Annotated in this window: 19 protein-coding genes; 13 read left to right on the forward strand and 6 right to left on the reverse strand. The window is 71.7% G+C overall.

Translation table 11 applies throughout. From position 1 onward, the window contains the following. Positions 1 to 5: 5 nt before the first annotated feature. The gene (locus tag ACIBI5_RS32315) at positions 6 to 1,148 is read left to right on the forward strand and encodes a sensor histidine kinase (protein ID WP_397252513.1); all 1,143 of its coding nucleotides are present in this window, start codon (positions 6 to 8) and stop codon (positions 1,146 to 1,148) included. After that, positions 1,145 to 1,774, forward strand: coding sequence for a response regulator (locus tag ACIBI5_RS32320; RefSeq protein ID WP_397252514.1), 630 nt, complete (start codon positions 1,145 to 1,147; stop codon positions 1,772 to 1,774). Before ACIBI5_RS32315 ends, ACIBI5_RS32320 begins: the two co-directional genes overlap by 4 nt. 4 nt (positions 1,775 to 1,778) lie before the next feature. On the opposite strand, the gene ACIBI5_RS32325 is transcribed toward ACIBI5_RS32320, so the two are convergent. Genes ACIBI5_RS32325 through ACIBI5_RS32340 form a run of 4 tightly spaced genes read right to left on the reverse strand, consistent with a single transcriptional unit; the run spans position 1,779 to position 7,340 of the window. Beyond that, positions 1,779 to 3,479 carry a glycosyltransferase gene (locus ACIBI5_RS32325; protein ID WP_397252515.1) on the reverse strand — a complete coding sequence of 567 codons (1,701 nt, stop codon included), beginning with the start codon at positions 3,477 to 3,479 and terminating at the stop codon, positions 1,779 to 1,781. Further along, positions 3,476 to 5,389 carry a glycosyltransferase gene (locus tag ACIBI5_RS32330; protein ID WP_397252516.1) on the reverse strand — a complete coding sequence of 638 codons (1,914 nt, stop codon included), beginning with the start codon at positions 5,387 to 5,389 and terminating at the stop codon, positions 3,476 to 3,478. The genes ACIBI5_RS32325 and ACIBI5_RS32330 overlap by 4 nt, the downstream gene beginning before the upstream one ends. Before the next feature lie 32 nt (positions 5,390 to 5,421). After that, positions 5,422 to 6,921, reverse strand: a complete 1,500-nt coding sequence (locus ACIBI5_RS32335) for a glycosyltransferase (RefSeq protein WP_397252517.1) — start codon at positions 6,919 to 6,921, stop codon at positions 5,422 to 5,424. Continuing rightward, complete coding sequence (locus ACIBI5_RS32340; protein ID WP_397252518.1) at positions 6,918 to 7,340, reverse strand: hypothetical protein; 423 nt, start codon at positions 7,338 to 7,340, stop codon at positions 6,918 to 6,920. The genes ACIBI5_RS32335 and ACIBI5_RS32340 overlap by 4 nt, the downstream gene beginning before the upstream one ends. Before the next feature lie 228 nt (positions 7,341 to 7,568). Between ACIBI5_RS32340 and ACIBI5_RS32345 the strand changes: the two genes are divergently transcribed. Together ACIBI5_RS32345 and ACIBI5_RS32350 are read left to right on the forward strand one after the other, a co-directional pair. Then, on the forward strand, positions 7,569 to 8,714 hold the full coding sequence (locus ACIBI5_RS32345; protein ID WP_397252519.1) for a glycosyltransferase family 2 protein: 1,146 nt from the start codon (positions 7,569 to 7,571) through the stop codon (positions 8,712 to 8,714). Next, a complete protein-coding gene (locus ACIBI5_RS32350; protein ID WP_397252520.1) occupies positions 8,711 to 10,339 on the forward strand; it encodes a glycosyltransferase in 1,629 nt (542 codons plus the stop codon). Before ACIBI5_RS32345 ends, ACIBI5_RS32350 begins: the two co-directional genes overlap by 4 nt. Before the next feature lie 107 nt (positions 10,340 to 10,446). Here the strand turns inward: ACIBI5_RS32350 and ACIBI5_RS32355 are convergent, their stop codons facing one another. Beyond that, on the reverse strand, positions 10,447 to 11,847 hold the full coding sequence (locus ACIBI5_RS32355) for a glycosyltransferase (protein ID WP_397252521.1): 1,401 nt from the start codon (positions 11,845 to 11,847) through the stop codon (positions 10,447 to 10,449). Positions 11,848 to 12,086: 239 nt separating this feature from the next. Between ACIBI5_RS32355 and thrC the strand changes: the two genes are divergently transcribed. The 5 genes from thrC (at position 12,087) to ACIBI5_RS32380 (ending at position 18,972) form a co-directional block, all read left to right on the forward strand. Then, positions 12,087 to 13,145: a threonine synthase gene (gene thrC, locus ACIBI5_RS32360; RefSeq protein ID WP_397252522.1), complete on the forward strand. Its 1,059-nt coding sequence runs from the start codon at positions 12,087 to 12,089 to the stop codon at positions 13,143 to 13,145. 26 nt (positions 13,146 to 13,171) lie between these two features. After that, positions 13,172 to 14,092 carry a homoserine kinase gene (thrB, locus tag ACIBI5_RS32365; protein WP_397252523.1) on the forward strand — a complete coding sequence of 307 codons (921 nt, stop codon included), beginning with the start codon at positions 13,172 to 13,174 and terminating at the stop codon, positions 14,090 to 14,092. A gap of 457 nt (positions 14,093 to 14,549) precedes the next feature. Further along, positions 14,550 to 16,655: a transcription termination factor Rho gene (gene rho / locus ACIBI5_RS32370; RefSeq protein WP_397252524.1), complete on the forward strand. Its 2,106-nt coding sequence runs from the start codon at positions 14,550 to 14,552 to the stop codon at positions 16,653 to 16,655. Between the two features lie 420 nt (positions 16,656 to 17,075). Continuing rightward, the gene (locus ACIBI5_RS32375) at positions 17,076 to 18,326 is read left to right on the forward strand and encodes a sensor histidine kinase (RefSeq protein ID WP_397252525.1); all 1,251 of its coding nucleotides are present in this window, start codon (positions 17,076 to 17,078) and stop codon (positions 18,324 to 18,326) included. Between the two features lie 10 nt (positions 18,327 to 18,336). Further along, positions 18,337 to 18,972, forward strand: a complete 636-nt coding sequence (locus tag ACIBI5_RS32380; RefSeq protein ID WP_397252526.1) for a response regulator — start codon at positions 18,337 to 18,339, stop codon at positions 18,970 to 18,972. 46 nt (positions 18,973 to 19,018) lie between these two features. On the opposite strand, the gene ACIBI5_RS32385 is transcribed toward ACIBI5_RS32380, so the two are convergent. Next, a complete protein-coding gene (locus tag ACIBI5_RS32385) occupies positions 19,019 to 20,101 on the reverse strand; it encodes a hypothetical protein (RefSeq protein ID WP_397252527.1) in 1,083 nt (360 codons plus the stop codon). 241 nt (positions 20,102 to 20,342) lie between these two features. Between ACIBI5_RS32385 and rpmE the strand changes: the two genes are divergently transcribed. From rpmE to ACIBI5_RS32405, 4 genes are all read left to right on the forward strand, one after another. Further along, positions 20,343 to 20,561, forward strand: a complete 219-nt coding sequence (gene rpmE / locus ACIBI5_RS32390; RefSeq protein WP_184965973.1) for a 50S ribosomal protein L31 — start codon at positions 20,343 to 20,345, stop codon at positions 20,559 to 20,561. Between the two features lie 89 nt (positions 20,562 to 20,650). Beyond that, positions 20,651 to 21,703: a peptide chain release factor 1 gene (gene prfA / locus ACIBI5_RS32395; protein WP_397252528.1), complete on the forward strand. Its 1,053-nt coding sequence runs from the start codon at positions 20,651 to 20,653 to the stop codon at positions 21,701 to 21,703. Beyond that, complete coding sequence (gene prmC, locus ACIBI5_RS32400) at positions 21,700 to 22,554, forward strand: peptide chain release factor N(5)-glutamine methyltransferase (protein ID WP_379609094.1); 855 nt, start codon at positions 21,700 to 21,702, stop codon at positions 22,552 to 22,554. The genes prfA and prmC overlap by 4 nt, the downstream gene beginning before the upstream one ends. Positions 22,555 to 22,603: 49 nt before the next feature. Further along, positions 22,604 to 23,251, forward strand: coding sequence for an L-threonylcarbamoyladenylate synthase (locus tag ACIBI5_RS32405; protein WP_397252529.1), 648 nt, complete (start codon positions 22,604 to 22,606; stop codon positions 23,249 to 23,251). Positions 23,252 to 23,326 lie beyond the last annotated feature (75 nt).

Below are 23,326 nucleotides of genomic sequence, written 5' to 3' on the forward strand. Positions count from 1 at the left end.
CGGTCATGAAACAGGTGCTGGCCTGCGCGGTCGTGCTCTGCTGCGCCGTCTGGCTGGTCTCGCTCAGGTCGCCGTTCCCCGAGCCGTTGATCTCGGTCCCCGCTCTGCTCGCGGTGGCCGCGGCGAGCGCCGCCGTCGCGTGGTCGCCCAGGACGCGGCCGCTGCTCGCGCCGCTCACCGCGCTCGTGGGCGCCATCGGCGCGGCGTGCACGCTGGTGTGGCTGAGCGACCCGGTCGGCGCTGCCGGTCCCGCCACCTACTTCCACACCCTGGCCGTGCTCACGCTCATCACGATGACCGTCCGCTGGTCGCCCCTGCCGCGCGGGGTGCCCGCCGTCGCCGTGGCGGCGGTGGCCGAGGCGCTGCTGGCGCTGCAGGTCGTGCCGGTGAAGTCGGTGATGGAGTCGGTCGCGTTCGGGCTGTTCTGGTCCTTCGGTACGGCCGGCGCCGTCGGCCTGGGCGTGTACCTGCGCGTGCTGGACACCCGCCGCGAACGGGCGGTGCGCGAGGCCAGGCGCTCCCAGCGGATGCAGCTCGCCCGCGACCTGCACGACTTCGTGGCCCACGACGTCAGCGCCATGGTCTTGCAGGCGCAGGCGGCGCAGATCCTGCTGGAGAGCTCGCCGCGCGAGGCGGCCGCGACGCTGCGGGCGATCGAGGAGGACGGGACGCGGGCGCTGGCCTCCATGGACCGTACCGTCCGGATGCTGCGTGAGCTGGAGGGCGAGGCGGTCTCCGCCGAGCCGCTGCCCGGCCTGGACGACCTGCCCGGCCTGGTACGCCGCTTCGCCGAGGCCGGATACCCGGAGACGGAGCTGGAGCTCGCGCCCCCGAGGTCGGTCTCGCGCGAGGTGGCCACCACGGTCTACCGCATCGTCGCCGAGTCCCTCACCAACGTCCGCAAGCACGCGCCCGCGGGGTCGAGCGTGGCGATCCGGGTGGTGGACGAAGCGGGCGCGACCGTGCTTACGGTCGCCGACCACGCCGGCGCGCCCGCCCAGCCGCGCCTGCCCGGTTCCGCGCGGCCCGGAGTGGGGCTGGCCGGGCTGGCCGAGCGGGTCGAGGCACTGGGCGGGACGTTCGGCGCCGGCCGGGATGGAGACGGCGGGTGGCTGGTGAAGGTCGCCTTCCCGGGAGGACGGCCATGACGATCCGGGTGCTGGTCGCCGACGACCAGCCCGCGGTGCGGCGGAGCTTCCGCACCATCATCGACGCCCAGCCCGACCTGGAGGTGGTGGGCGAGGCGCCGGACGGCGTCGCCGCGCTGGAGATGGCCGCGGAACTGGCCCCCGACGTGGTGGTGGCCGACATCCGCATGCCGCGCATGGACGGCCTTGAGCTGACGCGGCGGCTGGCGGACACGGTCCGCGTGATCGTCGTGACCACCTACGACCTCGACGAGTACGTGCACACGGCGCTGCGCTCCGGCGCCTGCGGCTTCCTGCTCAAGCACGCGGGGGTGGGGCTGCTGGCCGAGGGGATCCGGGCGGCCGCGGCGGGCGACGCGCTGATCAGCCCGTCGGTGACCGTACGGCTGTTGCGCCACCTGACGCCCGCGCAGGGCCGTACCGGGGTGGCGGGTGAGACGCTGAGCGACCGCGAACTGGAGATCGTCCGGCTGGTGGCTCAGGGCCGGTCGAACCCGGAGATCGGGGCCGAGCTGTTCATCTCGGCCGGCACGGCCAAGACGCACGTGGCCAACGTCCAGCGCAAGCTCGGCGTGCGCAACCGGGTCGGGATCGCCGCGTGGGCCTGGGAGAACGGCCACGCCTGAGCGGCTACTGGTCGGGAAAGGTCAGGTCGCGCACCCTGCGCACGGCGCGCTTCAGCACGGTGCGCTCCTTGGCCCTGGCCAGGCGGACGGCCTCCTGGCGCCACGCCTCGGCCTTCTCGCGCCACCGGGCGGCGTCGCGCTCCGCCTTGCCCGCCTCCCTGCGCAGCTGCGACGTCTCCGCCTGCAGCGCGGCGGCCCTGCGGCGCAGCCGGATGATCTCCTTCTCGTGCTGGAGCGCCTGCTTCTCCAGCTCGGTCAGGGGGCGGCGGCGCGGCGGGTAGACCGTGGGGCGGCGTACGAACCCCCACGACTCCCCGTCCACCCACTCCACGCCGAACACCTCGTGGATCACGTCGTCGGGGTGTTCGCCCGGCCCGGCGAGCAGGGCGGCTCTGGCCAGGGCCGCGGTGCGTTCGAGCCGGGCGACGACGACGCCGTCACTCTCCTCGGCCAGCGCGACGCAGAGCGCGCCCAGGTCGTGCTCGTCGAGGTGCTCGGTCAGGCGCCGGAGGGTGTCGTGGCCGGGCATCCAGCCGGGCGGGACCGTCAGGCGGTAGGGGGCGGCGGGCGCCGGGTCCTCCGCGGGCGTGAGCCGTACCCGGGAATCATGCTCGAACGTGGCGTGGATCAGGCGCAGGTCCAGGTCGGGGTCGCGCAGCGGGTGGCGGCGGCCGCCGCCCAGGTCCGGCCACGGCCCCGTGACGGTGACGCGCACGTCGGGCAGGGAGGTGGCGAGCAGGCCGTCCACGGTCGCGCGGACGTCCTCGTAGGGGTGCTCGCCCGCCACCACGCAGTCGATGTAGGGGACGAGCCACTGGCGGCCCTGGTTCACGCGCAGATAGCGGCGGTGCGGCACACGGTCGGCCACGAACGGGTCGTTGTAGCGCTTGAGCGCCGCCCACTCCCGCATGGCGGTGGGCAGCCCGAGATGCCAGGCCCGCGCGTCGGGGTCGGGTACGAACACGGCGCCCGCCTGCGCCAGCCGGTAGCCCAGTTCGGTGTCCTCGGCGAGCACCAGAGAGGTGTCGAGCCCGCCGATCCGGCGCAGGAGCGCGGCCGGGTAGGAGGCGGTGGCGCCGACGTGGACGCGGGCGGTGAGCGCGCTGGGCGCGGTGCGCAGGCCGTCGTGCTCCTCGATGATCTTCTCGGCCCAGTCGTGGCGAAGCGGCGACAGGTGGAACAGCTTGTCCTCGTTGCCCGCGTCGAGCGCCTCGCGCACCTCGGCGGGGGCGGGCAGGACGACGTCGTCGGTGAAGTCGATCCAGCCGAGCACGACCAGGTAGGGCGCGAGATGGTGCCAGCGCAGCTGTGCCTCGACGTGCCCGCGGTGCGGCACCATGTCGGCGTCCAGGACGAGCACGATCTCACCGGCGGCGGCGTCGATCCCGGTCTGCAGGGCCCAGGCGCGTCCCCAGCCGCCGGGTGCGCTGGGCACGAGCCGGGTGGCGGCGGGGCGCAGGTCCGGCAGCCGCAGCGGCGGCGCGCTGCCGTCGTCCACGACGATCACGTCGAGCAGGTCCGCGGGGTAGCTCTGGACGGCCAGCGCGGCGAGCGTGAGGTCGAGCGTCCCCTGCCGGTCGTGGGCGGGGATGACGACGGTGACGGTCAGCTCGGGCGTCCAGGCGCCCAGCGCGGGCGGGGTCAGGACCCCGTAGTCGTTGCGCCGGATACGCGCGACGCCCCTGCTCATACCCGGCCCGCTCATACCCGGGCGCTCCCTTCCAGTTCCATCAGCGCGCACGGCCGGAAGCCGCGCCACTGGTGGCGATTGCGTTGCAGGAAGGTGCCGATCGGCTCCTGCCAGGTGTGGTTGGCGGCCAGACCGCGGTGGAGGATGTAGCCGAGGCCGTGGGTGCGGTAGATCTGCCCGCCGGCCGCCTGCAGCGCCTCCTGGAACTGCGTGTCCACGGAACGGCGCAGCGGACGGAACCCGCCGACGGCCTGGAAGGCGGAGCGCTCGACCAGGATCGTGCCGCCCGCCACGAAGCTGGTGATCTGCTCGGTGATCTGCTTGCGGTGCACGGTGACGTCGATCGAGGACAGGTAGACGAACTCGGGCACGGTGCCGACCACCTGTGCCCCCGAGTACGAGTGAGCCAGCAGCAGGTCCGACAGGAAGTCCGGGCCGTACCAGTCGTCGTCGTCCATCTTCAGCAGGAACGAGCCCGACGCCCTGGACGCCGCCTCGTTCAGCACCTCGCCGAAGATCTGGTCGGCGGCGGCCTCGTACACGGTGACCTGCCCGTCGAAGGCGGCGATCGCGGCGGCCACGTCCGGGTGGCCGGCGGGCACGCCGTGCAGGGCCAGGATCACCTCAAGCTGCGCGTCCCGCTGCCTGGCGATCTGGTCGAGCGCGAACCCGACCATGTCCGCCCGGCGCGTGGCCAGCAGCACCGAGGTCAGCGGCGGCACCGGCGCGGGCGCGCCGAGCTGTTCCCAGCGGGCGGCCACGCCGTGGGTGCGCAGCGCCGTACGGCGCAGCCGGATGCTGTGCTCCTCCCGCCGGAGCTGGTCGGCGAGGTCGGGACCCGACTCGATCAGCCGAACCAGTGGCTCGCCCAGCGCCCCCGCCCAGCGCGGCACGGACGGTGACACCAGCGGCACCCCGGCCGCGGCCAGCCCGGCCAGCACCCGCACCGCGGTCAGCGGCCCGCTGTGGGCGTGCTGCCAGTCGACCTCGACGCCCCTGATCTGCCGGAGCCTGGCCACGTCGGCGTCGGTGACGCCGCCGGACTCGGCGAAGGCGATGATCAGCTTGCCGTCGAGGACGATGGACCAGCGGCCCTCGCGCTCGGTCAGCGCCGCCATGCCGCGCGAGGGAGTGGTCACGAAGCCCTGCGGGTTCACCATCCGCTCGTCGACCGGCGGGATCATCGACGGCTCCGCCAGCACCTCGGGATCGGCCAGCGGCAGCTCGGCGCCGCCCGGCCGGCCGAGGTGCTCCCAGCTGGCCGCGCGCAGCGTGGGCCGCTCGACCGGCGTCTCGTCGCCCTCCCAGGGGGCCTCCCAGGGCGAGTCGGCCGAGCCGGGGTTCACGTCGGGGTCGTCGAGCGTGCGCAGGACCAGGTCGCTGCCGGGCGCGCCGACCCGTCCGGGGACCGGGCCGCCGACTTCGGCCGGGGTGGCGTTCGGGTCGCCCGGCCGCCAGGCCGCCGCGCCGACCCCGGCGATCGCCGCGGCGGGGGCCGCGATCACGTCGAGGCGGTGCCCGGCGAAGGCCCGCGCGGTCGCGGCCACGGTACGGCCGGCCGGCGTGGGCGCGGAGAACTTCGCGTCCACCACCCAGACACGATCCTTGGGCTGGTACACCCGCAGGTCGATGAGCGAGCGCCACCGGTTGGCCGGGGTGGGCGTCGGGACCGGCGCCGGATGCGAGGGCGGCGCGTCCAGCACGGCCACGACCACGCGCTGCGTGTCGGGAAGGAGCTTGTGCAGGGTGGCGACTCTGCGCAGGTCCGCGGGGGTGCGGGCGAGCACCAGCACCTCGGGCGCGCGTTCCTTGCCGCTGGGTGGCTCCAGGATGTCGCGGTCGAGGTCGACGCCCTTGACGTCCTCGTCGATGCCGACGGCGAAGACCCACGCCTGCGGCATGTCCGCGATGAGAGAAGAGATCATGGCAACCTCCATGAGGCGACCCGCTGGCGTGGTCATCCGGTCTTCCTCAGGTGCTTGAGCAGGGCGGCGAGCGGGCCGGTCGGGGGTTCCGGCTGCTCGGGCGGCGGCTGCGAGAGGTCGTCCACCTCGGCCCGCAGCCGGGCCACCTCCGCCTGCAGTTCCTTGATCTCGGCGGCGCGTTTGGTCGCCAGCGCCCGCCACTTGGCCGGGTCACCGGCGGGCGGCTCGATGTCGTCACCGGCGGCGAAGCCGAACTCGGTCCCGCTCACCCACAGCGCTCCGAACATCTCGTCGACCAGGTCGTCGGCCGGGCCCTCGTGGCGGGCGGCGCGGGCGAAGGCGGCGGTGCGCTCCAGCCGGGCGGCGACCACGCCCGCCCCGGACTCGGTCAGGGCCGCGCTGACCAGGCCCAGTGTTTCCTGTTCTGCCTGCCGTACGAGCTGGGCGATCGTGTCGGCGCCCGGCGCCCATCCGGCGGGGACGCGCAGCAGGAACGGGGCGGGCGCCGCGGAAGCGGGCGCGTCGGCCGCGAACGCGACGCGCGGCTCGGAGGCGTAGAGGTTGCGCAGGAGGCGCAGGTCGAGGTGCGGGTCGTCGAGGGCGGCGTGCCGGTCGCCGGTCAGTACGTCCCAGGGGCCGGTGATGGTGACGGCGGTGTCGGCGAGCGTGCCGGCGAGCGCCGCGTCCACGGTGGCGCGGGTGCGCTCGTAGCCGTCGGCCTCGGTGACGACGCGCACGTACGGCACCCGCCACCGCCGGCGGGGATGGCCGCGCAGCCAGCGCAGGTCGGGGATGAGGTCGCCCAGGAACGACCAGTTGTGCCGGTGCACCTCCTTCGCCCGCAGCATCACGGTGGAAGGGCCGACGTGCCAGCCCTTCGCCTCGGGGTCGGGGATGAAGACGGCGCCGGCCTGCGCCAGCCGGTAGCCGAGCTCGGTGTCCTCGGCCATGTTGAGCGTCACGTCCACGCCACCTGCCGCGCGCAGCAGCGCGGCGGAGACGGAGCTGGAGGCGCCGGTGTGCAGCAGGTAGGCGCTGGTGCCCGCGTCGCGGAGCATGCGCGTGGATTCGAGCGTCTTGGTGGTGTACTCGGTGCGGGTGCCCTCTTCGCCGAGCTCGTTCACGAACCGGGTGTCGCCGATCACGACGGCGTGGTCGAGCAGGTGGTGCCAGCGCATGTGCGCTTCCAGGTGCTCCTCGTCCAGGATCATGTCGGCGTCGAGCCAGTGGACCACGTCACCGGTCGCGGCGTCGGCGCCCGCCTGGCGGGCGGCGCCGCGGCCCCAGCCCCCGCTCACCCGCACGACCCGTACGCCCGGCGCCGACAGGGGCGGCGTGCTGCCGTCGTCGGCGACGACCACCTCGGTCAGCTCGGCCGGGTAGCTCTGCTTGGCCAGCGCGGTCAGCGTGCGGTCGAGCCCGTCCTGGTCGTTGTAGGCGGGGATGACGACGGAGACGCGCTTGGCCGGCCGCCAGCTCCCGATGGCCGGCGGCTCCAGGGCCCCGTAGTCGTTGTGCCTGATCCGCCTCATGCCGAGCCCAGCGCCCGCACCTCTTCGCGTAGCTGCTCCACCTCACGGGCGTGGGTCATGGCGTTGACGCGGTCCTCGCCGAGGGAGACGAGGATGGCGCTGAGGTCCTCGGTACGGCGGGCCGCGCCGTCCTCCATCGCCGCCGACAGCTCCTCCAGCCGCTTCTCGATGCGCTTGAGCGTGGCGGCGGTGGCGGCGTGCGAACTCTCGTTCTTCTTCACGCGCTGGTCGATGCGCTGGGCCTTGCCGTCGAGGCGGCGCACGGTCAGCACCAGGAAGGCGAGGGCGGCCAGCGAGACCAGAAGCGCCGCGGCGACGGCGGCGGCGGCGAGCGTGAAGACGCCCGTGACCAGGAGCGCGACAAGGGCGAGAACTCCCAGAATCGCGGCCGTCGCCGCTGTCCGGCGAGTCGAGAGCATCCGCATATCTATCCTTGTCACGACTTGAGAGGCACTAGGGGATATTGACACCCTAATAAACAGGTACGAGTTAACGTGCCATAAGTTCCTGAACGGAATCTGGGAGCCGCCGCCGTGTGACCTGCGGCAGGTGCCGTAACGAATGGGGGACCTCCCTCCTACCGGGCGGTAAAAGCGGCGTAAGGTAGGCGCCGTCTCCGAACCCCGCCGTCGAGGAGCGCCACGTTCATGACCGTCACCCCCTGCGGCTTCCGGCGTACGCCGGAGAAGGGACTGGCCCGCCTGCGCTGGGCCGGACGCGGCTGGACGGCCGAGGGAGAAGGGCTGCCCGCGGCCCCGCCCGGCCGCCTCGACCTGCCCGTCCTGCGGCCGTTGCGCGGGCTGGAGGTCGACTGGCCCGGCGGGCCCGTGCCGCTCGGGGAGATCGTGCGGCTGGCCGCCGCCGGCGTACCGCTGACCGCCGCCGAGGCGCCCGCCTGGGTGCCCGCGCCCCTGGCCGACCTGCTCGCCGACCGCGAGTGGCTGGCCGGCGAGCCCGCCGGCGGCCTGCGCTGCGTGGCCGACCTGCGCCGCGAGGAGCACAGCGTACGGCTGCGCCGCGTGGCCGCCCGGCTGGCCGCGACGCCGGGGGAGTTCCCGGAGAGTTTCGCCGGTGAGGTCGCCTTCGCGGCGCGGCCCAAGGTCAGCGTGGTCATGTCCACCAAGCGGCCGCACCTGGTGGCCGAGGCGCTCGCGCAGATGGCGCGGCAGCGGCACGTCGAGGTCGAGGCGGTGATCGGGCTGCACGGCGTGCCGTACGAGGCGGTGCGCGCCGCCGTCGAGTCCGCTCCGCTGCCGGTGTCGTGCGTGGTGTCGCGGGCCGCGTTCGGCGAGGTGCTGAACCTGGCGGCGGCCCGCGCGAGCGGCGACTACCTCGTCAAGTGGGACGACGACGATTGGTACGGTCCCGAGCACCTGTCGGACCTGCTGCTGGCCATGCGGGCCACGGGCGCCGACATCGTGGGCGCCACCGGCGAGTTCTTCTATCTCGAACCGCTCAACACCACGATCCGGCGCACCACCTTCGCCAGCGGGGCGGCGTACCCGAGCGAGGTGTGGGCGGATCACGTCGCGGGGGGCACGATTCTCCTCGCTGCGGCGAAATTTCGGTCTTTAGGGGGATTTCCTGCCTTGCCTCGGGCGGTGGACAAGGCCTTCCTCAAGGCCGCCCAGGCTCAGGGCGCGCGCATCTACCGGACCCACGGGCTCGGGTACGTGCTGCGCCGCACTCTCAGCGACGAGCACACCTGGCAACTGCCTCTGTCGCATTTCCTCAAGGTGGCTGCCAACCAGTGGCGCGGCTTCCGGCCGAGCAGGCTCATGGAAGCGGCATGAGGGTCCGGGGCAACGACTACCGGGTGCTCGCGCCGCCCGAGCGATGGACGCCCTCACTCAAGGTCAGCGTGGTCATCCCCGCGTACGGCGGGCAGCACGAACTCGACCTCGTCCTGCGCGCGCTGGCCAGGCAGACCTACCCGGCCGGGCTTACCGAGGTCATCGTCGTCGACAACGGCAGCGACCCGCCGCTGCGCCTGCCGCGGGAACGCCCGGAGAACACCACGCTCGCGAGCTGCCCGCGGCCGGGCCGCGCCGCCGCCCGCAACACCGGGTTGGCCCTGGCCACCGGCGACGTCATCCACTGGCTCGACTCCGACGTGCTGCTCACCCCCGGCGCGGTCGAGGCGCACATGCGCTGGCACCACCGCGCCCCCTATCTGGCGGTCACCGGCTACATCAGGTTCACCGAGGCCAAGGTTCCCGCCGAACTGCCCGACGACCTCGAGAAGGCCTTCGAACCCGCCCGCCCGCACGCCTGGATCGTCGACCTCGTCGAGCGCACCCGCGGCCTCACCGACAACCCGCAGCGCCCCTTCAGCCTGCACGTCGGCGGCGCCACCTCGGTCAGCGCCCGCCTCGTCGCCGCCGCCGGGCCCATGGACGAGGACCTGGTACTCGGCCAGGACACCGAGATGGGCTACCGGCTGGCACAGGCCGGGGCCGTGTTCGTGCCCGAACCCCTGGCCCGCGCGTATCACCTCGGCCCCACCATGCGCATGCGCGACAAAGCGCCCGTCGACCGGGTCAGCCACGCCTTCGTCGCCGACCGCATCCCCACCTACCGCTGGCTGCGCGCCCACCCCGGCCGCGCGTGGAAGGTCCCCTACGTCGCCGTCGTCGTGGACGGCACCGCCGGGTACGAGACCGTCCGCACCACCGTGGACGCGGTGCTCGCCGGGACCGTCCCCGACGTCCGCGTGGTGCTCGTCGGCCCCTGGGACACCCTCGACCGCGACCGCCGCGCCCCCCTGCGCGACCCCGCCCTCGACCTGGTGCTGGTCCACGGTCACTACCAGCACGAGCCGAGGGTACGGCTGGCCGTCACGGACGCCCCCGACCCCGCGGTGCCCTGGATCCTGCGGCTGCCCGCCGGATGGGCGCCCGCCGAGGACGGCCTGGCCCGCATGCTGGACCTGGCCGCCGGCGAGGGCCTGGGACTGGTCAACGTCCTGCTCAGCGAGTCGCCATCCGGCCTGGTCGGCGCCCGCCTGGAGCGGGCCTCCGCCTTCGCCAGGGCCGCCATCGTGGCCGGTCCTGGCGAGGACCTCGACGACGCTGTGGATGACGTGTCCGGGGTGACCTGGGTGGAAGGCGAGAGCTACGGCTTCACCGAGTCGCCCGCCGAACCCCTGGGCCGCCGCGGCGCCCTGCGCGCCCGCGTGGAGGCCCAGTCGGAGGCCGCCCGGCTGGGCAAGGAGGTCGAACGCCTGCGCGCCCAGAGCGTCAAGTGGCGGGAGGAGGCGGGCACGTGGCGTAAGAGCGCGGTGGAACTCCGGCGCGAGGTGGGCGGGTTGCGCCGCCAGCTCGCCGCCGCCAACCGCACCCAGCGCAGCCTCCGCACCCTGCTCGCCGCGGCCCTGAAGCGCGCCTGGACCAAAAAACCGGACGACCCCCCACTCTGACCACCCCAACGGCCACGGTCCCGCCCTCGCACACCCCGCCGCACCCGCGCCTACCGGGGGGTGACAGGGCGGTTTGGTGGCCTTGTGCGGAAAGCTCGGTGTGTCGGTCAGTTGGGGCGGAGGGCGGACTTGAGGCGGTTCAGGAGGGTCTTCTCCTCCGTGGGAACCGCCGGGACCGCGGGGATCTGGACCGGCTCGGGTGCCTTCGCACCGGTGGGTGGGGCTTCTGGCAGGGGCGGCGGGGGCCAGTAGCGGGCCGGGGCGGCGTGCCGTACACCATGGGTCTGGTCGATCACGGCGTCCAGGTCGTCCGAGACGCCCGCCAGCAACACGGCCCGCGCGAGCGCCGACGTGCGCTCAAGCCGTGCGCTTCGCCCGGCGCCCACGTCGACCACGAGCACCCCGTCGAGGTCCTTCTGAACCGTCTCCACCATCCGCTCCAGCGTCGCCCGGTGCAGCGGCACGTCCACCGGCCCCCGGTAGCGGAACGGGATGGGCGCGGGCGTCGGCGCGGCCTCGTCGATGAGGCGGATGCGGTCGTCGTAGGCGAACAGGTCGCGCATCATGCGCAGTTCGAAGCTCGGGTCGCCCAGAACCGATCGGCGCTCGTCGCGCAGCGTCGACCACGGCGCCACCAGCGTCACGACGACGTCCTGCAGCTTGCCGTCGAGGGCGGCCGCCACGGCCTGCCGTACGACGGCCGCGGGGGTGTCGCCCACCTCGAACACGATCTCCACGTACGGCACCAGCCACCGCCGGCCCCGATCCTTGCGCAGGTCGCGGCGGAGCGGGATCCGGTGCGAGAAAGCCGGTTCGACGGCCTGCACGACCCGGTCCTTGTCCACCCGCTGCGCCGGAAGCCCGAGATGCACTGCTTTGGCTGCCTCGTCCGGGATGAACACCACGCCGTGCATCGCCAGCCGGTAGGCGAACTCGGTGTCGCCGCCTCGGTGCACGTTCGGGTCGAGACCGCCGACGGCGTGGAAGATCTCCCTGGGAAGGGCGAGCGTCGGCCCTGTGCACACGTGGTAGGGATTGCGGCTCTTGCGCAGCCCGTCGGTCTTGGCGATCGTCGCCTCGGTGGAACTGGCCACGGCGGCGTCCAGGTCGAACAGCTCTTCCAGGTGTCCCGCCCGGTAGATCTGCTCGGCCTTGAGCGGCGGCGGCTCGACGAAGCGCTTCATGCCGATCGTGACCAGATAGTCGGTCACGTGGTGCCAGCGGGCGAGCGCCTCGATGTGCTCGCGGCAGGGCACCATGTCGGCGTCGAGCCGCTGGATGATCTCGCCGTCGGCGGCCAGCGCGCCGGTGTTGACCGCGTTGGAGATGCCCCATCCATCCGTGACCCGCACGATCCGGGTGTTGAACGGCCGGATCTCCGGCAGCTCGATCGCCGGACGGCTGCCGTCGTCGACGACCAGGACCTCCATGAGGTGGTCCGGATAGGTCTGCGCGGCCAGCGCCGCCAGCGCGAACTCCAGGTACGGCCCGCCATGGGCCGGAATCACGACGCTCACCGACAGCGACGGCGACCAAGCGCCCAGCTCCGGCGGTGTGAGCGGTGAAAAGTCGTTCTGCCGCACAGCAGGACGCGCGTTCATAGTCGATGACCCCCTGGCCGGAAACCTTAGCCGGGGTTGCTGAATATTTCCTGAAAAGGCGTGGTGTCCACGCTGTGGACTCGGATCCTCGTCCCGAGCCGGAAGCCCGTACACTCGGTGCCCAACACCGCAGGTAGGGAGTCATCATGGCTAGGTCGTGGCGTGGCCTCATCGAGGAGTACCGAGAGCGTCTTCCGGTCACCACGACGACGCCCGTCGTCACGCTGCTCGAGGGCGGCACGCCGCTGGTGCCCGCGCACCGGGTCTCCGCGCTGACCGGCTGCGACGTCTACCTCAAGGTCGAGGGCGCCAACCCGACGGGCAGCTTCAAGGACCGCGGCATGACGATGGCCATCAGCAAGGCCGTCGAAGAGGGCGCCAAGGCCGTCATCTGCGCCTCCACCGGCAACACCTCCGCCTCCGCCGCCGCCTACGCGGTGCGCGCCGGGCTCACCTGCGCGGTGCTCGTGCCGCGCGGCAAGATCGCGATGGGCAAGCTGGCCCAGGCGCTCGTCCACGGGGCGACGCTGCTGCAGGTCGAGGGCTCCTTCGACGACTGCCTGGAGATGACGCGCAAGCTGTCGTCCGAGTACCCCATCGCGCTGGTCAACTCCGTCAACCCCTTCCGGCTCCAGGGCCAGAAGACCGCCGCCTTCGAGATCGTCGACACGCTGGGCGACGCGCCCGACATCCACTGCATCCCGGTGGGCAACGCGGGCAACATCTCGGCGTACTGGATGGGTTACCAGGAGTACGCGCAGGACGGCGTCTCCACGCGGCGTCCGCGCATGTTCGGCTTCCAGGCCAGCGGCGCGGCCCCGATCGTCAACGGCGCGCCGGTGGCCCGCCCGCACACGATCGCCACGGCCATCCGCATCGGCAACCCGGCCTCCTGGCAGCTCGCCGAGGCGGCCAGGGACGACTCCGGCGGCGTCATCCAGTCGGTGACCGACCGCCAGATCGCGGCCGCGTACAAGCTGCTGGCGCAGGAAGAGGGCGTCTTCGTCGAGCTGGCCTCGGCGGCGAGCGTGGCAGGACTCCTGCAGGCCCACGCCGCCGGCCTGGTCGAGCCCGGCCGGCGCATCGTCTGCACGGTCACCGGCAACGGACTGAAGGACCCCGACTGGGCCATCTCCGGCGCTCCGGCCCCGGTGACGATCCCCATCGACGTCCACGCCGCGGCGGGCGCGCTCAACCTCGCCTGACCACGCGATCTGAGGGAAACAACACATTGATCACTGTTCGCGTGCCCGCGACCTCCGCGAACCTCGGTCCCGGCTTCGACACGCTCGGCCTCGCGCTCGGCCTGTACGACGAGGTCGAGGCCGAACTCACGGGAGACCGCGTCCAGGTCACCGTCGAAGGCCAGGGGGAGGGCGAGCTCGACCTGGGCGAGGGCCATCTGGTCGTCAAGGCCATGCGCAAGGCGTTCGACCGGATGGGTATGGAGCAGCCCGCCGGCATCCGGCTGCGCTGCCGTAACCGCATCCCGCACGCGCGCGGGCTGGGATCGTCGTCGGCGGCCATCTGCGCGGGCATTCTCGCCGCGCGCGCTCTCGGCTCTCAGCGAACATCGCCGGACGGCGCGCGCACGCTGTCGGACGATGAGGTGTTCGCCCTGGCCACGGAGATGGAAGGCCACCCGGACAACGTCGCCCCATGTTTGACCGGAAATCTCACGATTTCGTGGACCGACCATGGGGGATCACCGCATATGGTGAAAGTCACCCCCGATGCGAGAATCCGTCCGGTCGTGCTCGTCCCATCGGCACGGGTGTCCACGGAGACCGCTCGAGGGCTGCTTCCGAAGGACGTGCCCCACAAGGACGCTTCCTTCAACGCCGGCCGGGCCGCGCTGCTGATCGCCGCGCTCACCCTGCGTCCGGAGAGTGACCTGCTGCTCGCCGCCACCGAAGATCGTCTCCACCAGAAATACCGCGCGCCTGCGATGCGCGACAGCGCGGATCTGGTAGAACGTCTGCGTGCGGTGGGCGTGCCCGCGGTCGTTTCGGGAGCGGGCCCCACGGTTCTTGCGTTTTCCACACCGGATACGCAGGATTTGATCGCGCCAGAAGTGGGTAATGACTGGCACATCCAGCTAATGGACGTCGACCCGGATGGTGCGAACGTTCAGTTCCCCGAGACACGCTGATGCCTCTTTAGACCTTCAGGGAATAGCCGTGTGCGCTGGTGATGTTAGGCTGATAGCCGCACCAGATGCCCCCTTGGTGGGTGCGTGCTTGTCAGCCACACATCGCTGCTTCATGCTGCACGTCGCGAGGCGTGGGCAGCGCGGCTGTCTCCCCGGAACCCGGCGTCTCCCATGGACCTACACCCGGTTGGTTCACCACGAGACGACGACTATGGGGATCTGCGCGTTCGAATCACCTCGACATCTGGCTGGCGACAGCAATCTGGGGGGTGTCCTCCATGCGCCACCGTCCTGTGGCGGCCTGGACGAACCCCTCCCCAATCGTGGCGGCCGACCTGCGCGGCGGCCGAAGATCGCAGCGTGCATCCCGACCCGGTCTGTCCCGCCGGATCGACAGCACCTCCGGGACGCCCGGTACAGCAAAGCCGGCGCCCGACCCCTGGGAAGGACCTTTTAGTTGAGCGACACCACCGAACTCCTCTCCGACGCATCGGGCGCGTCTGCGCAGCCCGCGTCCGGCGACACCCCCACTCGTGCCGCGGCCAAGCCGCGTGCGCGTCGCTCCGGCACCGGCCTGTCCGCCAAGGTGCTGCCCGAGCTGCAGAAGATCGCTGCCGAGCTCGGCATCAGCGGGACCGGACGCATGCGGAAGAGCCAGCTGATCGCGGCCATCCAGGAGAAGCAGGGTGGCGGTTCCGGTGACAGCGCCCCGGCGGCTCCGCCCGTCGCGGAGGCTCCGGCGGCCGTGGCCGAGGCGCCCGCCGCCGAGCGGCCCACCCGCGCGAGGAGGGAACGTTCCCGGGCCAAGAGCACCGAGGAGACCAGCGCACCCGTAGCAGAACCGGTGGTCACGGCCCCTGAGCCGGTGGCCGCCGCCGCCCCGGCCGAGCCGGTCGTCGCCGCGGCTCCCGCCGTGGTGGAGCAGCAGCAGCCGGCCGCCGAGGCCGTTCAGAGCGACCCCCAGGGCGACTCCCGTGGCGACCGCGGTGACCGCGGCGACCGGGAGAGCCGCCGTGAGCGCCGCACCCGCGGCGAGCGCCGTGAGCGCGGCGACCGCGGTGACCGTGTGGGCGACCGCGGTGAGCGCGGCGACCGTGGGGACCGCGGCGGTGACCGTGGCGAGCGCGGGAGCGACCGTGGCGAGCGTGCGGGGAACGACCGTGGCGAAGGCGGCCGTGCCGACCAGCGCGCGGTGGACGCGGGCAGCCGCGGTGACCAGCGCGGCAACGACCAGCGCGGCAGTGACCCCCGTGGCGGCGACACCCGTGGCGGTGACCAGCGCGGCGGCGACCCCCGCGGCGGCGACCCGCGCGGCGGGGCCGACGACGACGAGCGCGGGCGCGGGCGGCGTGGCCGTTTCCGTGAGCGCAACCGTGGCCGTGGCCGCGACCGCTTCGACAGCAACGAGCCGGTCATCGGCGACGACGACGTGCTCATCCCGATCGCCGGCATCCTCGACATCCTCGACAACTACGCCTTCGTGCGGACGAGCGGCTACCTGCCCGGCTCCAACGACGTCTACGTGTCGCTGGCCCAGATCCGCCGCAACGGCCTGCGCAAGGGCGACGTCGTCACCGGCGCCGTCCGGCAGCCGCGCGACGGCGAGCGCCGCGAGAAGTTCAACGCCCTGGTCCGCCTCGACACCGTCAACGGCATGGACCCGGAGCAGGCGCGCAGCCGTCCGGACTTCAACAAGCTGACGCCGCTCTACCCGCAGGACCGCCTGCGCCTGGAGACCGAGCCGAACATCATGACGACCAGGATCATCGACCTGGTCTCCCCGATCGGCAAGGGCCAGCGCGGCCTGATCGTCTCGCCGCCGAAGGCCGGTAAGACGATGGTGCTGCAGGCGATCGCCAACTCGATCACGCGCAACAACCCCGAGTGCCACCTGATGGTCGTGCTCGTGGACGAGCGTCCCGAAGAAGTCACCGACATGCAGCGCTCGGTCAAGGGTGAGGTCATTCACTCCACCTTCGACCGTCCCGCCGAGGACCACACCACCGTCGCCGAGCTCGCCATCGAGCGCGCCAAGCGTCTGGTGGAGCTGGGCCACGACGTGGTCGTGCTGCTGGACTCGATCACCCGTCTGGGCCGCGCCTACAACCTGGCCGCCCCCGCGTCGGGCCGGATCCTGTCCGGTGGTGTCGACTCCACCGCTCTGTACCCGCCCAAGCGCTTCTTCGGCGCCGCCCGCAACATCGAGAACGGCGGCTCGCTGACGATCCTCGCCACGGCCCTGGTCGAGACCGGGTCCAAGATGGACGAGGTCATCTTCGAGGAGTTCAAGGGCACCGGCAACATGGAGCTCAAGCTCAGCCGCTCCCTGGCCGACAAGCGCATCTTCCCCGCGGTGGACGTCGACGCGTCCAGCACCCGTAAGGAAGAGATCCTCATGGCCAAGGACGAGCTGCAGATCGTCTGGAAGCTGCGCCGGGTGCTCCACGCGCTCGACATGCAGCAGGCGCTCGAACTGCTTCTGGAGAAGATGAAGGAGACGAAGTCCAACGCGGAGTTCCTCCTCCAGGTCCAGAAGACCACCGTGAGCAACGACCGCGACTAGACGGCGGTGCTTGAGGGCGGCGGGGATTCTTCCCGCCGCCCTTTTGCGTCCCGTCCGTCGTTGCGTGCCCTTGGAGTTACGGCAAAGCCGCCAGGACCACCGCCCGCCGCCGTCGGCGCACCACCGCAACCGTGCGCCCGCCGCCGCACCTCCACCCCACCGCCACAAGGCACGTATCCCAGCGGCACGGTCAAGCCGGCCCTCCGTACTTCCAGAACCCCCCGAAGCCCCCGGCTCTCCCGGACCCTTCGGCTCTTCGGAATCCTCCGGCCGTCCGGCTCGCCGGACCTCCGTGGGGTCCGAGGGCACCGGATCTCCAGGGTCCAATGCTGGGGTTTGGCTGGATGCGGGGGTTAACCCCACCTTGATGCGGGCGCCACCGGCATTCACGGATGTCGTTGCCCCGGGCACGCTGGAACCGTGGATGTGCCGTTGCGTGAGCGGGTGCCGCTGGGGCCCAGCGGGCCGGTCGGAGTCGTGGTCGATCCGCGTACCTGGCGGGCGGTGCCGTACCTGCTGGTGAGTTTGTTCTTTGGGCTGACCTGGTTTCTGGTCGTGGCGTTCGGGAGCACGATCTCGCTGGTCATGATGGCGGTCTGGGTCGGGTTCCCGTTGCTGCTGGTGACCGTGCTCGTCTGGCGTGGCGCGGCGATGCTGGAACGGCGGCTGCTGTGGCTGGCGTTCGGGGTGCGGATCCGGGATCCCTATCGGCGGCGGCCCGAGCGGGGCGTCATGAACCATCTCAAGTGGCTCTTCCGGGATCCGGCCACCTGGCGGGATCTGGGGTATCTGATTCTGCTCGCGCCGCTGAGCCTGCTGGAGTTCATCGTCGTGATCGTGCTCGGAAGCATGTCGGTCGCGCTGATTCTCGCGCCGTTCCGGGAAGAGCTGATGATCGGCGAGGCCTTCGTGGTGAACACGCCTCTGGAGCGGGCGATCGCTGTTCTGGTGGGGTTCGTGATGGTGGCGGTGCTGGCGTACGCGGTGCGTGGGCTGAGTCTGCTGCACGGGACGCTCGCGGCGGCGCTGCTGGGCGGCGGCGAGGAGGAGCGGCTGCGGGCCAGCCGGGCCAGGGGCATCGACGCGGCCGAGGCCGAGCGGCGCAGGATCGAGCGCGACCTGCACGACGGGGCGCAACTGCTGCTGCTGTCGGTCGCCATGGACCTGGGACGGGCGCGCACCAAGCTGGACGACGATCCGGAGCAGGCCAAGGAGCTCATCGCGCAGGCTCACACGGGCACCAGGGCCGCGATCGCCGAGCTGCGCGACCTGGCGCGCGGCATCCATCCGGCGATCCTCACCGACCGGGGCCTGGACGCCGCCCTGTCGGCTCTGGCCGCGCGGGCGCCGATCGGGGTCGACGCGACCGTGGACGTCGGCGAGCGGCCCCCTGCGGCCGTGGAGAGCATCGCCTACTACATCGTGGCCGAGTCGCTGGCCAACATGTCCAAGCACGCGGCGGCCACGGAGGCGTCGGTACGGGTCGTACGCGCGGGTCAGATGGTCACCGTCGAGGTCTGGGACAACGGCATCGGCGGCGCGACCCTGCGCCACGGCGGCGGCCTGGCAGGGCTGGCCGACCGGGCGGCGACCATCGACGGCGTGCTCGTGCTGAACAGTCCGGTGGGCGGGCCCACGCTGGTTCGCGCGGAACTGCCGTGTGAGTGGTAGTCATGGGCGCATGCGAGTGGTGATCGCCGAGGACTCGGTGCTGCTGCGTGAGGGCCTGGCCCGCCTGCTTGCCGACGGCGGCATCGAGACGGCGGCGGCGGTGGGCGACGGCCCTTCGCTGATCAGCGCGGTCGAACACCACCGGCCCGACCTGGCGATCGTGGACGTGCGCATGCCGCCGAGCAACACCGACGAGGGCCTGCGCGCCGCCCTCGACGTGCGGGCGCGGCGGCCGGACTTCCCGATCCTCGTGCTGTCGCAGTACGTGGAGGAGCGCTACGCGGCCGAGCTCATCGGCCCCGGCGTGGGCTACCTGCTGAAGGAGCGGATCTCCGACGTGGCCGAGTTCCTGGCGGTGGTGCGGCAGGTGGCGGAGGGCGGCACGGTCATCGACCCCGAGGTGGTGCTGCAGCTCCTGGGCAGGCAGCGCAGGGGCACGGCCATGGACACGCTGTCTCCGCGCGAGCGCGAGGTCCTGGCGCTCATGGCCGAGGGACGCTCCAACACCGCCATCGCTGCCAGGCTCTCGGTCAAGGAAGGGGCCGTGGAGAAGCACATCTCCGGCATCTTCGCCAAGCTCTCGCTCGGCCAGGCGCCCGACGACCACCGCCGGGTGCTGGCGGTGCTGGCCTACCTCGGGCGCTGAAACGGCCCGCGCCGGAGAGGGCGCGGGCCGTTTCAGCCGACGCGGGCTACTTGATGTTCACGAACTTCTGCGGTGACCAGGCGCTCCTGGTCTTGCTGGTGCCCGAGACCTTCACCTTGACGTAGCCGTCCTTCTTGATCTTGACCTTGGTGCTGTACTTGCCGGCCGAGTCCGTCTTCACGAACGCGATGCGCTTGTACGTCTTGGCGCCCTTGGCCTTGTAGTAGACGGCCAGCACCTTGCCCTTGTAGGCCTTGCCGGCGCGGGTGGCCTTGCCGTACGCCTTGACCTTCGTGCCCTTCTTCTGCAGGGAGAGGGTCACCTTGGACTTGGCCTTCTTGGAGACGCCGCCCTCGGGCTCGTTGACGGTGAAGGCGACCTCGCCCTTGAACGTCTCGCTGCCCCGGGTCGCGGTCACCTCCAGGGTCCACGTGCCGGGCTCGGTGTCGTCGCTGAAGAACGTGCTGCCGGTGTAGATGCCGTAGCCGTCCTGGCTCAGGGTGCCGAGGTCGTAGTACTCGCTGGTGTCGTCGCTGACCAGGCGGGCGCTGACCGAGCCGGCGTCCTTGACCCTGGCGCGTACGTCGACCTGGACCTCGCGGCCCTTCTTGAGGTTGACGGGGTCGGGCGTCACCGAGGCGCTGATGCTCGCCTTCTTGCCCGTCACGTTGACGGTGAAGGAGTCGGAGCTGATCGATCCGCCGCGGCTGACCTTGAACGTCAGCGACCAGTCGCCGGCCGGGTCGTCGCTGGAGATGCTGAACGATCCCGTGCCGGCCGCCGAGGTGGGCAGTCTGCCGTCGCTCCCCTTGGACGGCTGGCTGTAGGAGACGTTCACCGAACGGGCGCCCTTGCCGGGCGGCGAGATCTCGGCGGTCACGCCGGCCGGGACCGTGGTGTTCGGGTCGGTGCCCAGCGGGTCCTTGACCGTGAAGTTGATGCCGGCCTGGACGGTTCCTTCGCTCGGCACGTAGGTGTTGCCGGCGGAGACGCCCGTGATGTCCCCTGCCGCGGTGCGGGCGGTCAGGGAGGTGGAGGCTCCGGCAGCCGTGGCTGTGACTCCGGCGCCTCCGAGGAGAACGGCGGCCCCCGTGGCGGTCGCGAGCAGCAACCGCACCTTTCTCATCATCGCTTTTGATGTCCTTTATGGGAGGAAAACTAATGATTGATGCGCGGGAGCCTAGTGTGACAGGGGTGAGCCGGGCATCAAGATCCGGGGAATGCCTGGTGGCCTGGGATGGTTGCAACGTCTGGCACACTGGTAGCTGAACCGAAGCGGTACCGGTTCCCGCCGCGCGCACCACATCCAGTGTGCGACCGCGCGCAGAGCAGCTGAGGCGACCCGGCGACCGCACCCCGAAAGGACTCACATGAAGAGCGACATCCACCCGGAGTACCACGTCACGCAGGTGACCTGCACGTGCGGTAACTCCTTCACGACCCGCAGCACCGCGAAGAACGGCGTCATCCACGCCGACGTGTGCTCGGCCTGCCACCCGTTCTACACGGGCAAGCAGAAGATCCTGGACACCGGTGGCCGGGTGGCGCGCTTCGAGCAGCGCTTCGGCAAGAAGGCCCAGAGCAAGTAGCTCCCCTGACGCCGGCCCGACGCACTCACAGGTGCGCCGGGTCGGCGTTCTTGGTGATACGGCCGGCACGGACGACATAAGGGACCACGGTGAACCTGGACGAGTTGCTCAAGGAGTACGCGGAGCTGGAGACGCAGCTCGCCGATCCCGCCGTGCACGCTGACCAGTCCAAGGCCCGCACGCTCGGCAAGCGTTACCGCCACCTGACCCCGATCGTCGGCACCTACCGCGAGCTGGAGAGCGTGCGCGACGACCTCAGCGCCGCCAAGGAGCTCGCGAGCGAGGACGAGGCGTTCGCCACCGAGGCCGAGGAGCTCGCGGCCCGCATCCCGCAGTTGGAGGAGAAGCTCCGCCACCTGCTCATCCCGCGCGATCCCAATGATGACAAGGACATCATCATGGAGATCAAGGCCGGTGAGGGCGGGGAGGAGTCGGCGCTGTTCGCCGGCGACCTGCTGCGGATGTACCTGCGCTACGCCGAGCGCCTGGGCTGGAAGACCGAGGTCATCGAGGCCCAGCACTCCGACCTCGGCGGCTACAAGGACGTCACCGTCGGCATCCGGGCCAAGGGCGACGAGGGCGTGTGGTCCAGGCTCAAGTACGAGGGCGGCGTCCACCGCGTCCAGCGGGTGCCCGCCACTGAGTCGCAGGGCCGGATCCACACCAGCGCCGCGGGCGTGCTCATCTATCCGGAGGCGGAGGAGGTCGACGTCCAGATCGACCCCAACGACCTGCGCATCGACGTCTACCGCTCCAGCGGACCCGGCGGCCAGAGCGTCAACACCACCGACTCCGCGGTGCGCATCACCCACGTGCCCACGGGCGTGGTCGTCTCCTGCCAGAACGAGAAGAGCCAGCTGCAGAACAAGGAGTCGGCGCTGCGCATCCTGCGCGCCCGCCTGCTGGCCATCGCCCAGGAGGAGGCCGACGCCGCCGCGCAGGCCGAGCGCAAGTCGCAGGTCCGCACCGTCGACCGTTCCGAGCGCATCCGCACCTACAACTACCCGGAGAACCGCATCTCCGACCACCGCGTCGGCTTCAAGGCGTATAACCTCGACCAGGTCCTCGACGGCGAGCTCAACGCCGTCACCCAGGCTCTGATCGACGCCGAAACGGCGGAGAAGCTCGCACAACACTCATGACATTTCTGCTGGACGAGATCGCACACGCAACGGCCCGGCTGGCCGAGGCCGGTGTGCCGTCGCCGCGCACCGACGCGGAGGAGATCGCGGCGTTCGTCCACGGCGTGCGCAGAAGCGAGCTGCACACGGTCAAGGACGGCGACTTCGACGCCCTGTTCTGGGAGGGCATCGCCAGGCGCGAGGCGCGCGAGCCCCTTCAGCACATCACCGGCCACGCCTACTTCCGCTACCTGGAGCTTGAGGTCGGCCCCGGCGTCTTCGTCCCGCGGCCGGAGACCGAGGTCATGGCGGGATGGGCCATCGAGACCCTGCGGGCCATGGACGTCACCCAGCCGCTCGTCGTCGACCTCGGCACCGGCTCCGGCGCGATCGCCCTGTCCATCGCCCAGGAGGTCTCGCTGGCCGAGGTCCATGCGGTCGAGGTCGACCCCGGCGCGTACACGTGGGCCAAGCGCAACATCGCCGAGCACGGTCAGGGCCGCGTCCACCTGCACCCCGACGACCTCGCGGAGGCGCTGCCCGAGCTCAACGGCACCGTCGACATGGTGATCTCCAACCCGCCCTACATCCCGCCCGGCGCGATCCCGCGTGACCCCGAGGTGCGCGACTACGATCCCTCGCGGGCGCTGTACGGCACCGGCGACGACGGGCTCGACGAGGTCAGGGCGGTGGAGCGTACGGCGTTCCGGCTGTTGCGGCCGGGCGGCTGGGTCGCGGTCGAGCACGCCGACCAGCAGGGCCGGTCGGTCTACCTGACCTTCCCCGAGGACAATGGCTGGCGGGACGTACGCCTGCGCCAGGATCTCACCCGGCGAGACAGGTTCGTCACCGCCAGGCTGGCCCAGGACTAGGATGCGGGCGAGCACCGCCCATTCAGAACGCAGAGAGGCCGACAGCGCCGTGGGACGACGATTTGACTGCTCGGACGCCGACCAGAAGGCCGAAGGCCTGACCGAGGCCGCCAACGCGGTGCGCAGGGGCGAGCTCGTGGTGCTGCCGACCGACACCGTCTACGGCATCGGCGCCGACGCCTTCACCCAGAGCGCCGTCACCGCGCTGCTGGAGGCCAAGGGCCGCGGCCGCGAGATGCCGCCGCCCGTGCTGGTCGGCACCGTACGCGCGGCCAACGCCCTGGTCGAGGACCTCGGCCCCTACGGCCAGGACCTCATCGACGCCTTCTGGCCCGGCCCGCTGACGATCGTGTGCAAGGCCAACCGGTCGCTGTCGTGGGACCTCGGCGACACGAAGGGCACGGTGGCGCTGCGCATGCCGCTCCACCCGATCGCCCTCGACCTGCTGAAGGAGACCGGCCCGATGGCCGTCTCCAGCGCCAACCGCTCCGGCTCGCCCGCCGCCACCACCGCGGAGGAGGCGGAGGACCAGCTCGGCGAGTCCGTGGCCGTCTACCTGGACGCCGGACCGACCAATGACAACACGCCCTCGACCATCCTCGACCTGACCACCGCGGTGCCGCGACTGCTGCGGGGCGGGGCGATCCCGGTGGAGAAGTTGCGGGGGATTGTCGGGTACGTCGCCACCGAGGGCTGATCCCAGCGATACCCGCTGTTTATCACGCGAGTCACAGGGGACACGGGCGGCCTACCGTGGTGCCCGGAGGTGGCT

The organism is Nonomuraea sp. NPDC050540, from assembly GCF_044457485.1.
Classification (GTDB): Bacteria; Actinomycetota; Actinomycetes; order Streptosporangiales; family Streptosporangiaceae; genus Nonomuraea.